Here is a 13,819-nt window from a genome sequence, read left to right as displayed (position 1 = left end):
TCCGTTGCGAATATAGGTCGGGGATATCGTGAAAACGATCCAATCAAAATGTTAGAGCAGGTTGCCCTGCAACGTACGGCTGAAGCTCGTGGAGCCGAGCCTCTGGTTGTTCAATGGATTCCTAACAGTCATGCTGAAAGAGAAGAAGCGGGAATGACTGAACTGGATCTTGTACAAGCGGTTGATTACTATAGAACACCAAGAGGCCAGAGCCCTAACTCTCCAAACAAATTGAAATTCACCAGTGTTGATTCAATCATTGCCGTTGATGCTTTCCATTTGGCAGAAACTTTACTGACTCAACCTTTGCAAATCATTGTCGGTGGTGTACAAGGAGCGTTTGGATCATATAAGGATGGCCACGAGCTTTATAACCGAGCAGCTTCAGAGAAAAAAGATTTGTTCGTTATTGAAAGGGCAAGCCACTATGACCTGTACGACAGACCCGAGCCAGTGAATAAAGCCGTAGAAAAATTAGGTGCCTTCTATAAAGAAAATCTTTAGCAAACAGCTAAATATACAGAACCTTAGCGGTGCAGGCAATGAACCTGTATCGCTTTTTTTGCGCCAAAATCCCGCTAATTTAAAGACAATTAAAAGATTTGTCTTTATATAGGCCGAGTCTTTATGATGAAGTGGAAAACGATTGAATGGGAGGAAGAACAAGGATGAAAAATGTAGCTGAATTGGAAGCACGGCTGGCCCAGCCGTCGGAAGCGCTCATTGCCGACCTCATGTCCGTCGAAGGGGATATTCTCGTGCTGGGCGTTGGTGGCAAAATGGGTCCGAGTTTGGCCAGACTGGCCGCGAATGCGATACGAATGGGGGGCATGAACAAGAAGGTCATCGGGGTATCGCGTTTCTCGAATGAAGAGACCCGCAAGGAACTGGAGGATGCCGGGGTGACTACGATTTCGTGCGATTTGCTGAATGATCAGGAACTCAAGCAGCTGCCCGACGTGCCAAACGTCATTTTCATGGCCGGACATAAATTCGGAACAACGGGAAGGGAGTATTTTACATGGGCGATGAACAGCTATTTGCCCGGCAGGGTCGCCGAGAAATACCGCGATTCCAGGATCGTTGTGTTTTCTTCCGGCAACGTGTATCCCTTCACCCCGGTTGCCAGCGGTGGACCCAGTGAGCATACTCCACCGGAACCGGTCGGAGAATATGCGCAGTCCTGCCTCGGCAGGGAGCGGATCTTCGAGTATTTCTCGCATCAGTACGGTACACCGATGGCGATTTACCGGCTGAACTATGCGATCGACATGCGGTACGGCGTGCTGTTGGAGCTGGCGAAGTCCGTCAACGAAGGAAGGCCGGTCGATGTGACGATGGGCTACGCCAATGTCATTTGGCAGGGGGATGCGAACGAAATGGCGCTGCGCTGCCTGACCCAATGCGCCAACCCGCCGCAGATCATCAATGTGACAGGACCGGAAACGATGTCGATCCGCTGGGCGGCGGAAGAGCTGGCGCGCCGTTTAGGTAAAGAAGTAGTGTTTACGGGAACGGAAGCGGATACTGCGCTGCTCAGCAATGCATCGAAGTCCCATCAGCTGTTCGGATATCCGCGGGTATCCCTCCTGCAAATGATCGACTGGATCGCCGACTGGGTTCGGCAGGGCGGGGCTACATGGAGCAAACCTACGCATTTTCAGGAAAGAAAGGGGAAGTTCTAATATGAAAAATCCGGAGCATTCGCTAACCGCAGAGCAAATCGCAGCGCTGCACGACGGCCTGGTCATCCCGGCCCACCCGCTGGCACTGGATGAAAACCGGAAGCTGGATGAGCGGCATCAGCGGGCATTGACGCGTTACTATATAGATTCAGGCGCAGGAGGAATCGCCGTAGGCGTCCATTCCACTCAGTTTGAAATCCGGGACCCCGGCGTCGATTTGTTTGAGCCTGTCCTTCGGATGGCGGCCGAGGAGGTCCAGCGCGCACAGCTGCAGCGCCCCTTCATTTTGGTGGCCGGCATATGCGGTCCGACCGTCCAAGCGCTCAGGGAGGTGGAAACCGCGCGGAAGCTCGGCTATGATGCAGGTCTGCTCAGCATGGGAGGACTAGCGGATTGGAGCGAGGAAGAGCTGCTGCAGCGCACACGGGAAGTGGCTCAAAGGATACCCGTCATCGGCTTCTATCTCCAACCCTCCGTGGGCGGACGAATTTTCAGCTTCGACTTCTGGAGGGAATTCGCCGAAATCCCCAACGTTGTCGCCATCAAGATGGCGCCGTTCAACCGGTATCAAACCCTCGATGTTGCCCGGGCTGTCTGTTATTCCAGCCGCCGCGACGAAATCGCCCTGTACACGGGCAACGATGACAACATCATTATTGATCTTCTCACGACTTACCGATTCCGGGTGGACGTTGAGCTCGTGGAGAAGCAGGTTGTCGGCGGATTGCTCGGCCACTGGGCGGTATGGACGCGGAAAGCCGTAGAGCTGTTGGAGGAAATCAAGCGGGTTCGTGGTGGAGGCTCCATTTCGGAAGAATGGCTAAGACGGAATGTGGAGGTGACCGACACCAATGCTGCATTTTTCGATCCCGCCCACCAATTCGCTGGGTGCATTCCGGGTATTCACGAAGTGCTGCGGAGGCAGGGACTGATGCGAGGGATCTGGTGCCTGAATCCGGAAGAGACGCTTTCTCCTGGGCAGACGGAAGAAATCGACCGGATTTATCGGGATTATCCCCATTTGAACGACGACGATTTTGTCCGCGAGCAACTGAATAAGTGGCTGGAAACGAAATCCAATCACGCGTAGAAAATGATAAAAACCTGACATCCCGAAAGCGGAGAATTTGATATATTTCTACCGATTTAGCATTTTCCACACCGCTCAAAAGCTTGATGCAGCAGCATTTTTAGCCATTTCGGTGCTCATGGTTCGGTAAATTCCAAGCTCAAGGAAATCACGCTGTTTACCGCAAGTGGAAGCGTTTTTATGATGAGATTACCGGTGAATCACGAATACCGAAAATCGTAACACCCCCAAGATGAGCCCCAAAACATGAAGGAGGAAAGAGTATGGCAAAGAAGTGGATCAATATGGTTGCGGCAGTCACGATGCTCATCTTCGTACTCAGCGCTTGCAGCGGTGGAAGCAAAACTTCCAATGAAGGAGCAGCACCGGCAGCGGAACCTGCACCAACCGGAAGCGCCGGAGCCGGAAGCAGCACCGAGCAGTATGGCGACACCGGCGGATTAAAGCTGCCGCTGGTTGATAAGCCGACGACGATTAAATTTATGTTGTCGAGCAACTCGGCCAAAATCGGCGACGACAAGCTGATCGTCCAGGAGCTCGAGAAGCGTACGGGGATTAAGGTCGAGTTCCAAACGTATTCCCCGCAAACGTATCAGGACAAATTGAAGGTTGTGGTGGCCTCCGGCAAACTTCCGGACATTTTCATCGGGCTGAAGCCGGCTGAACTGAAAAAAATCGGCCAGCAAAAAGGCGTAGTCGCGATCAACGAATATGCCGACATGCTGCCAAACTTCTCCAAATTGTATTTGCAGGAAAACAACTGGGTCATTAAATCGTTTGGCGACGAAAAAGGCAACATTTATACGTGGCCCATCTACGACCTTAACCGGGATGTCAATCACGGCTTCCTGTACCGGAAAGACATTTTTGACAAGAACGGCATCAAGGAATGGACAAATACAGAAGAATTCTACCAGGCTCTTAAGAAACTGAAGGAAATTTACCCGGATTCTTATCCTTATGCTTCCAAAGGTCTGGCCAACATTTTCCGAGATTGGTCCTTCGGATGGGGCATCGGTAATGGCGACAACTATCCGGCGTATTACGACGAAAAGGACGGAACGTGGAAATATGCGACGGTTCAGCCGGAGCACAAGGATATGCTTGATTTTATGAAAAAGCTGTACAACGAAGGGCTGATGGATCCCGAGTTTCTGACGGATACGCAGGATTCCTGGACGACGAAGATGACGACCGACAAATCATTTGTCACCTGGGATTGGATCGGCAGACTCGACTTGTTCTACAACCAGGTGAAGGACAAAAATCCGGATTATGATTTAAGATACGCCAATCCGGTCGGCCCAACGGGCCATGTCAGAACCCTTCCGAAAGTCTCCGACTTCAGCATTACGGTCGCCAACAACAAGAACAAGGAAGCGGCGCTTAAACTGCTCGATTACCTCACTAGTCCTTCGGGCGGCGAGCTGATGACCGTCGGTGTGGAGGGTGTCAACTTCGAATGGGGGCAGGACGGCCGTCCGGTGTATCCGGAGCTCAAGGATCTCCCGCTCGTCGATATCGGCGTGCTGGAAGACCGCTACGGCATGTGGCTGGAAGGAGCATACCTCAGACCGGATAAACGCAGCGTGTACTATAAGTTCTCCGAAAAAGAACAGGAAGCCCAGGACAAAATCATGAAAGAGGACAAGAGAGAACCGATGGATCCGATCCTGAACTTCACCGATGACGAAATTTCCACGATGGCGGAGCTGCAAACATCGCTTCAGAAAGCGGCGGAGGAATTCAACGCCAAATATATTCTGGATAAATCTTACGGCGACGCACAGTTCGAAAATTTCAAGAAGCAAATCGCCAAGCAGGGCCTGGACGACCTGATGAAAATTTATAACGATGCCCAAAAACGTTACGACGCGGCGAAATAAATCAATGAGGATTTGAAGACTTATGAAGAAACCGAACAAGGGACGTTTGACCGAAACGCTGAAGCACATCCGGCGGGACCGTGAACTGCTGCTGCTTTTTATCCCGTGTATTCTCTTTTATATCATTTTTCGCTACGGTCCCCTGTACGGCTTGATTATTGCTTTTAAGGACTACAGCGTATTCTCGGGCGTGATGGGCAGCGATTGGGTCGGCCTGAAGCATTTTGTTAAATTTTTCAGCAATCAGGACTTTTGGATGCTGTTCCGCAATACATTGCTGCTTGGATTTTACACGCTGATCTTCGGCTTCCCGTTTCCGATTCTGCTGGCGATCCTGCTGAACGAGGTCCGGACCAAGTGGTTTAAAAAATCGGTTCAAACGCTCAGTTACCTGCCGGCGTTTTTGTCAGTCGTCATTATCAGCAGCATGATCATCGATTTCCTGTCGCCGACGAACGGACTGCTGAACCAGCTGCTGGCTGCGTTCGGCTTTGAGAAAAAGTACTTTCTCGTCGATCCCGGCTGGTTCCGTCCGATCTATGTGATCTCCGAGATCTGGGGCACGATCGGCTACGAGTCGATCATCTACCTGGCCGCGATTGCCGGAATCAATCCGACGCTGTATGAAGCGGCACGAGTTGACGGCGCATCCCGGTTTCATATGATCCGGCACATTACGATTCCCGGTCTCATGCCGACGATGCTCATTATGTTCATCCTGAAAACAGGCTCGATGATCCGAATCGGCTACGAAAAGGTGCTGCTGCTGTACAATCCGATGACCTACAACGTGGCCGACGTCTTCTCGACATACGTGTACCGGAAAGGACTGCTCGAATCCAATTACAGCTATGCCGCCGCGGTCGGCATGTTTGAAGCGCTGGTGGCCATGACGATGCTCCTTGGCGCAAACGCAATCAGCCGGAAGATCGGAGGGAAAGGGCTATGTTCCATTTACTATACGGCATTGGGTACCTTCATCAATCTGCTGTTTACGGCGGTGGCTGCGTATCCGTTGTCCCAGCCCAACTTCTTCGGGCGGAGGGTGTTCATGCTGGGGATCATTGTCACGATGTTCCTGAACCCCGGCATTATCCCCACGTACATCGTCGTTCAGAAGCTGGGACTGACGGATACGGTCTGGTCGCTTGTGCTGCCGAACGCGATCTGGACGATGGAGCTGATCATTCTGAAGAGCTTCTATGAAAACATGTCGTCGCAGATCCGTGAGGCGGCCCTCATCGACGGCGCATCGGAGACGCGGATTCTGTTCAGTATCGTCATCCCGCTTTCCAAGCCGGCGCTGGCATCCATCGGCCTGTTCTTTTTCATGGGCCACTGGAACAGCTTCTTCCTTCCGCTCATTTATTTGAACGATAAGGAGATGTATCCGCTTCAGGTGGTCCTGCGCGATATGCTCATTTTTAACAGCGAAAATGATGCCGGACTCGTGGACCGGGCGGCTCTCGCACCGCAGGCGGTCAAGAACGCCACGATCGTGCTGTCGATGATTCCGGTGCTGCTGATCTATCCTTTTGCCCAAAAGTATTTTGCCAAAGGGGTCATGTTAGGTTCCGAGAAGGGTTAAGCGGACGGATGTGGAATAGTTGTCATCATGAGAGGTGACGCCAATGAATCGGCTGCTTGCAAACCGGGGACTACTGCAAATCTTCTGCTCTCTGCTGTTAGTCATCATGATCATGTCTGCATCAAGCTATGTCGTTTACAAAAAATCCATTTCCGGCATCTATGACAAAGTTACGCAAAACAATCGGCTCGTCGTCAAAAATATCATCCAGGCGTTCGACAGCAGCTTTACGACGGTCAACAACCTGATGTTTACGATCCACGGACTGCCGTTTGATCCGGTCAAATCCGGAGACGGCGGCCGCATGGATATGGCACAGGTCTATAATCTGCAGGATAATTTGGCATCGTTGATTTCTTCTGTCGATTATATCGAAGATGTCATCGTTTTTTACGACAACCAGGATCTGGCCATTACGGCTAATGGAACGAGCGACATGAAGCTGCTCTTCCAGAACAAGTACAGACACGATACGTACAATGCCTCGTACTGGCGCAGCTTTTCCAAATCCAAACGTCCGTTTACGGTATTTCCTTCTTCCGATTACATGATGCAGACGGAAGGGTCTAAACTCCAAAGCCGGCAGCTCATCGCCGTCATGGACGGCAACAAATACAAGCTGTCGGATAAAAACGTGATTATCCTGATCAATGCAGAAAAGCTGCTGCAGCATGTAAACATGTCCTCGATGATTCCGGGATCGTCAATGATCGTGCTGGACGGCGACCGGAAAATCGTGCTCAGCACGGAAAAAAACTGGGACCTGGTCGAAGTGCTGAACGACGTCTATTTTAATCAGTCCCAGGAAGACTCGCTGACTCGCGGTGACTTCGAGTATCATGTGTACCAGTCGGATTACAACGATTTCATTTACATTGATAAGATGCCTTATCAATTCCAGAATATCGATACCGTGGCCAGCGGCAGCCGGATCATTATGGTGATCGCCATTGTGAGCGCGGTGCTGCTGTCGGGGCTGCTCAGCGTCTATCTGTACCTGCCGGTCAAAGGCATTCTTCAGCTGTTCGGAGAGGGCCGCGTCAAAGGGAATGACTTTCGGAAAATCTACAGCGGCATCGTCAAAGTCCAGCGCGAGAACGAAGCGCTAAGGCAGCGGATGGAGAGAGCCGAGGCTGAAATGTGCAGGAATGCCTTCCTTCAGGTGCTGGAAAGCCAGCGCTCCAGCGACATCGCGCGGGATGTGCTGAAGTATGAGCCGTTTTTCTTCCGGGACCGCAGCTTTGTGATGGCATCCCTTGAGTTTAGGCTTTCCCAGAAGGGGGATCGTTCTCATCCGGCGATGGAGCCCCGGCAAATAGCCGAGCTGCTGCGCAAGGAACTTGGCAGCATGGCGGGTTCGGGCTATACGGCAGTGTTTCACCATCGGGAGATGCAGTTTCTTATCCTGCTGGGCATACCGCAGGGCGGCGACCGGCAGACGGTGATATCCGGCTGGGCTGCCTTCATTCAGGAAGCGAACCGCGATGTGCTGCCTGGGTATGTGCTCCGTTCCTTTGTCAGCAAGGATTATGAGGCTCATGTCCCGAATCTTCTGTCCGCTTACCAGGACATCTTGAACGGGATGCTCTACCGGAACGTACAAGATGAGGCTCAGACCGTGATCGATACCGCGGCGGTACAGTATGTGGGTGACGTTTATTTTCCACTGGAGAAAATGGATCATTTGGCCCGCTGCCTGACGGCCGGACTGACCGAGGAGAGCATTCAAATCGTGACGGACATTATTCACGAAAATGCGCGCCGGAACATTCATCATTACCATCTGGCTCATGTGGCCAAAAGCATGTTCCTCTATCTGATCAAGCCGGCCAAAGCTACGGCGGAAGGCGATCAGGAACTGATGCAGCTGGAGTCCCGTTTCATCCGGCGGGTCGAGCAGGCATATGATCACCGCGAAATCACGGAGGCGCTCCTGGAAGTGGTGAAGAAGGTTGCCGGCAGCCGGGGCGGCGAGCCGAAAAGCAAGCTGAATCCTGCCTTTATTTCGCAGTACATCGAACTTCATTATATGAACAACCTGTACCTCGACCATATGGCGGAGGTGCTGGATACGAGCCCGAAATACTTTTCGAATTATTTCAAGAAAACGTTCGGCATCAACTACGTCGAATACCTGAACAAGGTGCGGTTGGCGCACGCCCGAGAATTTCTGAAGAACACCGATTACAACATATCGGAAATCGGGGAAAAGACGGGGTACATGAACGCGTCAACCTTTACCACGACGTTCAAAAAATACTATGGCATCTCCCCCAGCGAATACCGGAAAATGGCGGGGGAGGGGTAGAAGGAGCGAACCATCGTCATGAAAGCCGTTGCCGCATTACGAGGAAGCATTGTAGTCACGGATACGGAAGACCCGCCTCTGGAGAGGGGGCATGTCCGGATCCGGACCGAATATTCGGCCATTAGTCCCGGCACGGAGCTGTCTTTTCTGAAAAAGGGAGGCGATCATCCGTCCCTGCTCGGGTACAGCGCGGCCGGCATCGTCGAGGAAATCGGCGAAGGCGTGACCGGCCTGCTGCCCGGTCAAAGGGTGGCATGCTATGGAGCCCCTTACGTCCGGCATGCGGAACGTCTCACGGTACCGGCCAATTTGGTGGCCGCGGTACCGGACCACGTCCTGCCGGAGGAAGCCGCTTTTGCGGGCCTTGGGGCGATAGCCATTCATGCCCTGCGGACGGCGGATCTGCGGTTCGGGGAGTCGGCGGTGGTCGTGGGCCTTGGCATTCTGGGCCAGATCATTGCCCAAATCGCTTCAGCGGCTGCAGTTCGCGTCGCAGCGCTCGATTTGAACGCGCAGCGCGTACTGATGCTGCAGGAACAAGGAATCCGTCACGCGTATAACCGGCATGAACAGCTTGAGGAGCAGCTGCAGATTCTCACGGACGGCCATGGGGCGGACAGCGTCATCTTGTGCGCAGGGGGGCCGGGGGAGGAGCTGATCAACCGGTCGCTCACCTGGATTCGCGACCGCGGCAATATCGTGGTTGTCGGTGACTTGACCACTACGTTTTCCCGTGGTCAGATGTTCGGCAAGGAGGCGCAGGTGCTCATCTCCAGGGCCGGCGGGCCCGGCAGATATGACAGCGGATACGAGAAGGATAACCGGGATTATCCGATCGGTTATGTGCGGTGGACCGAGGGCAGAAACGTTGCGGAATACGTCCGCCTCCTCGCAGAAGGACGGATATCGGTACTGCCGCTCATATCGCACCGCTACCCGCTAGGTGAAGCGGAAGCGGCTTACGCCAACTATTTGAATCCTACGGATTGTCTGGGAACGATTCTCGAATACGAATCCTGAAGGAGGATGTGTGAATGCGGAAGTCATGGTTTGCACTATTGGCATGTGTTGTACTGTTAACAGGCTGGACTGGATTGGGGGGCAGCGGCACGGCAAAGGCGGAAGACAGCCGTCTGTCGCAGAAAGTGTATGGCAGCCCGGAAGAACTGCTGCCGCCGCTGAACTACACCGTTTCGATTTTTAACGGGACCGTAGGCTATGAAGAGGGACGGCCGGTCATGTATACCGTGTCTAAAGGGAAACCGGGCCAGCTGAATGTCATTGACCTGGAGGATTACAAGCTGCTGCGCAGCATTCCGATCCCGCCCTCGGAGAGCTCATGGGCGCATACGGTTGCGCCGGACGGCACGCTGTATGTCGCAGCTGACGGAAGCGGGGCTAGGCTGTGGAAATATTCTCCGGTGACGCATACCGTGGAACAGGCCGCCACCTTCGCCGGCGAATCGTGGCCGATCTGTATCACAACGGATGAGGCGGGCCGGGTATACGTCGGTACTTATCCTGGAGGCAAGGTGATTCAGTACGATCCAGCCACCGGCCAAACCAAGGACTATGGCCGCGTGATCGGTAACATTGCCCAAGAATATGTCCGCTCCATCGCATATCAGGGCGGTAATATTTATGCGGGAACGGCGCATCATCAGATTGTCCGCGTTAACCTGGAGACAGGCGAGAAGACGGACATTGCCGCGTCACTGAATGTTCCGGAAGGGGACGATACGGTATACGATTTGGACACCATCGACAACCGCTACCTGTTCGCCCGTTATACGGATGGCAGCGGTGTACCGGGTCCAGCATACATTTATGATACACAAACCGGTTCCTGGCTCGATACGGTACTGGACAACGTGACCGGACTGCACGAGACCGATTCCTTGGACGGCAAAATTTATTTTATGTCCGACAAAAAATTGAAGACCTTCGATCTTGCCACACATGAAGTCAGCGAAACAGGAATGGAGTACAACAGCGGATTCCGGGGAGCCGATTGGGTAGAGTTTCCGAACAACCCCGACCTCCCGGGTAAAAACCTGGTTACTGTCCGCTATGACGGCGGAGTGGCGATCATGAACATCGAGACCAAGCAAGTGCACCTGATGCCATCCGTCGTTCCGGGATTGCCGGGCGTGGTGAACCGGATCCAGTCCGCTCCGGACGGGAAACTGTTCGTCACCGGGGTACAAACGAGCCGGGGTTCGATTATCGACCCGAATACCCTGACTTCCTCGGCATTCTCCATCGGTCAGGCGGACAGCGTGTATCCGCTCGGCGATAAAATGTATATGGGCGTCTATCCTGAAGGAGCGCTGTTCGAATACGACATGACCCAGCCGCCGGGGACAGAAAACCCGAAGAAGACGTTCGTCCTGGAAAATGGGCAGGAACGTCTGGTGAATATGACATCGGGAGGCGGCAAGCTCTACATCGCGACCATCCCGGGTTACGGTACCCTTGGCGGATCGGTTACGGTATATGATCCCGCTTCGGGGGAAAGCCGGGTTCACCGCAACGTCGTGCAGGATCAAAGCGTCCTGAGCCTTGCCTATAAAGACGGCAAATTGTTCGGATCGACGACGATTCGCGGGGGATTGGGCTCGGAGCCATCGGCGGATGAAGCGAAAATATTCGTATGGGACACCCAGACCGAGCAGAAGATCACGGAATTCCCGCTGCGGATCGCCGGACTCGATAAACCAGTCTTCATCGGGGATTTGAGCGTAGGTCCGGACGGACTGATCTGGGGCGCGGCGTATGAATACGTGTTTGCGCTGGATCCAAATACGTATCAGGTTGTAAAGAGCAAAAAGGTGCAGTCTGGCGTTAGCTACACGCAGTGGGCTCATCACATGATCCGCTGGTCGGAAGACGGCCTTATGTATGTCTTGTTCAACAACAAACTGACGGTCATCGATCCGCAAACGCTGGAATCGCGCACGATCACCAATGCCGCCCGGTTCGAGCTCGGCAAGGACGGCAACATCTACTTTACGGACAATGCCACAAATACGATCATGTACCGGATTGAGGTCGATGGGGATATTGTGGAGCAGCCACCAGGCATTCCGCTTCCGGTTAAAAACCCAGGGTTTGAGGATGCCGTGAATGGCGCTGCGATCCCAGGTTGGACGTCCTTGTTTGCCACCGGTTCCGATTTGAGCTACGCAGTCAGCACGGACCGGAGCTCCTCCGGCAGTGCCAGCCTGAAGCTGAAGGATAATACCCGTACGGGATCCGTCGCCTTGCAGAGCGATAAGATCACCGTTGAACCGGGCAAGAAATACACGTCCAAAGTCCAGGTGTATATCGAATCGGGACAGCCGGGAACGATGCTGCGGTTCTTTGACAGCAGCAATCAAACGCTGGCCACGCAGGAGATCCATCTGGACGAGAGCCGGCTGGCCCAGTGGCAGACCGTGACGCTAAACGCCACGGCTCCCGACAATGCGGCCTACGCCCGCTTGATCGCAGTGGTCAGCCGCTACAACATAGCGTCGGCCTATTATGACGACTTCTCCCTGTCTGTTGAAGGGACGCCTGAACCGGCGGATCAGGCAGCGCCTGTGTCTGCGGCCGAGGTATCGCCCGCTGCTGGCGAGAGCGGATGGCTGAACCGTGACGCATCCGTGCAAATCCAGGCGGAGGACGAGGGCAGCGGCGTGGCCGCCATAACCTATGCTGCCAGCGGAGCGGGTTCGCTTGAACCGGTTCGAGTGGAAGGAGCATCCGCATCCTTCAACGTGACTGCCGAAGGAGTCACCACGGTGACCTATTCGGCCGAGGACCAGGCCGGCAACAAGGAGGATGCGCGGGAGTTTACGGTCAAGATCGATAAAACGGCGCCTGAAATTACGTTTACCGGGGAAGCAGCCTATACGGTAGATCAGAAGGTGTCCATTCAGTGCGCGGCGTCCGACAGCTTATCCGGTGTCGCATCGGAACCGTGCATCGGGACAGACCGACCCGCGTATGAGCTGGAGCCTGGCACCAATGTGATCACGGCTTCGGCTAAAGACGCCGCAGGCAATGAAAGCACAAAGGAATTTTCATTCGGCGTTACGGCAACGTACGACAGTCTGGGCACGCTTGTGCGTTCGTTCCTGCCTGCGGATGCCGACTTTGCTCAGTCGCTGAACGCGAAGCTGCTGGCGGCCAAGGCTTCGGCCGGACGTGATCAGGCTCAAGCGGTGCAGGGTCAGCTGTCCGCGTTCGAGCAGGAGGTTACCGCCCAAAGCGGCAATAAGCTGACGGCGGATCAGGCAGCTGTCCTGCTGAAGTGGGTGAAAACGCTGAAATAGAAGGATATCGAAATGAACAGTCGTGTTAAGCGACGTCAAATGAGGAGTCTGCGAGCAAGCGCAGGCTCCTCATTTTTCTTTTCTGAACGATTACGAATCAATAGAACCGGTGGGGTTACCAGCGTTTGCAATAATCGGCAACTTTCACTGACGAAAAAGCGTTAAACATGTAGTTCGATCCGGATCGAAAACCGGACGAAGAGGATACATATTTGATACAAGGGGCAGGGAGATGAAATAGTTATGGATAAAAAGCACCACTTTGGCACCATAGCACGGTCTGCCGTGATGCTGACGATTTTGGGAGCCACGGTGATACCCAGCCCGCTTGTGGCGGCAGAGGATTTAGCAGTTCCGGCTAAGGTTCTGAGCATTCAGAACCCATCCGCAACTGGACAGGTGGCGCAGGTACCTGCCCAGAAGTCAGCGATCAAATGGAAATTTAGCCCTTCGTTTTATGATCAGGCAACCGGTTATTCATACTACTACGCCACCGCCGACCAAATGAGCAGTCGCACCATCTATCTTGATCCGAAGGGGGAGTGGCATGCGTTTGCAGAAGGCGTAACGATACATCGGGACTACACTTTGGAAACACCGGTCGTGGACAGGACGAAATACGGCGATCCTATGGAAGGGCTCTACTCGACCGTATACGACCCATCCAAGGAGACTGCGACGAGAGGGGGATATTTTGCAGGCGGCTCGGACCTCCAGCATGGATTTCGTTACGTAAAAAACTATTACAAGCGGCAGGACGCGCAGGGAAAGGAGTATACTGCTTCCGATTTCAGCCTGCTCCTTCGAACCCGTTCCGGAGTGATCCGCGAGATCGAGCGCGTGCCTAACCGTTTGCGTTTTAAGGCGATGCCGGACGGAAATGCGCTTGCGGTTCAGTACAGCGTTCCTCATAAACCGGATGAAATACTGATCATCAACACCG

Annotated in this window: 9 protein-coding genes; all 9 read left to right on the top strand. The window is 53.7% G+C overall.

Going from position 1 to position 13,819, the window contains the following annotated elements; genetic code table 11:
- A partial coding sequence (locus tag CPT76_RS13380; RefSeq protein ID WP_146116309.1) for an alpha/beta hydrolase family protein occupies positions 1 to 504 on the top strand: 504 nt, incomplete at its 5' end.
- Between the two features lie 164 nt (positions 505 to 668).
- Positions 669 to 1,685, top strand: coding sequence for an NAD-dependent epimerase/dehydratase family protein (locus CPT76_RS13375; RefSeq protein ID WP_105443272.1), 1,017 nt, complete (start codon positions 669 to 671; stop codon positions 1,683 to 1,685).
- A 1-nt stretch (position 1,686) separates the two neighbouring features.
- Positions 1,687 to 2,775, top strand: a complete 1,089-nt coding sequence (locus CPT76_RS13370; RefSeq protein ID WP_105443271.1) for a dihydrodipicolinate synthase family protein — start codon at positions 1,687 to 1,689, stop codon at positions 2,773 to 2,775.
- Positions 2,776 to 3,038: 263 nt separating this feature from the next.
- A complete protein-coding gene (locus CPT76_RS13365; protein WP_105443270.1) occupies positions 3,039 to 4,661 on the top strand; it encodes an extracellular solute-binding protein in 1,623 nt (540 codons plus the stop codon).
- Positions 4,662 to 4,683: 22 nt separating this feature from the next.
- Complete coding sequence (locus CPT76_RS13360) at positions 4,684 to 6,249, top strand: ABC transporter permease subunit (RefSeq protein ID WP_105443269.1); 1,566 nt, start codon at positions 4,684 to 4,686, stop codon at positions 6,247 to 6,249.
- A gap of 43 nt (positions 6,250 to 6,292) precedes the next feature.
- Positions 6,293 to 8,557, top strand: a complete 2,265-nt coding sequence (locus CPT76_RS13355; RefSeq protein ID WP_105443268.1) for a helix-turn-helix transcriptional regulator — start codon at positions 6,293 to 6,295, stop codon at positions 8,555 to 8,557.
- Positions 8,558 to 8,575: 18 nt separating this feature from the next.
- A complete protein-coding gene (locus CPT76_RS13350) occupies positions 8,576 to 9,577 on the top strand; it encodes a zinc-dependent alcohol dehydrogenase (protein ID WP_105443267.1) in 1,002 nt (333 codons plus the stop codon).
- Positions 9,578 to 9,591: 14 nt separating this feature from the next.
- Complete coding sequence (locus CPT76_RS13345) at positions 9,592 to 12,876, top strand: OmpL47-type beta-barrel domain-containing protein (protein WP_105443266.1); 3,285 nt, start codon at positions 9,592 to 9,594, stop codon at positions 12,874 to 12,876.
- Between the two features lie 243 nt (positions 12,877 to 13,119).
- The coding region (locus CPT76_RS37340) for a hypothetical protein (protein WP_181152831.1) at positions 13,120 to 13,819 on the top strand (700 nt) is incomplete at its 3' end.

It is taken from the genome of Paenibacillus sp. AR247 (assembly GCF_002968895.1).
In the GTDB taxonomy this organism is placed as follows: Bacteria; Bacillota; Bacilli; order Paenibacillales; family Paenibacillaceae; genus Paenibacillus_AQ; species Paenibacillus_AQ favisporus.
Note: the sequence above shows the minus strand (reverse complement) of the source record. Positions and strands in the feature narration are given on the sequence as shown.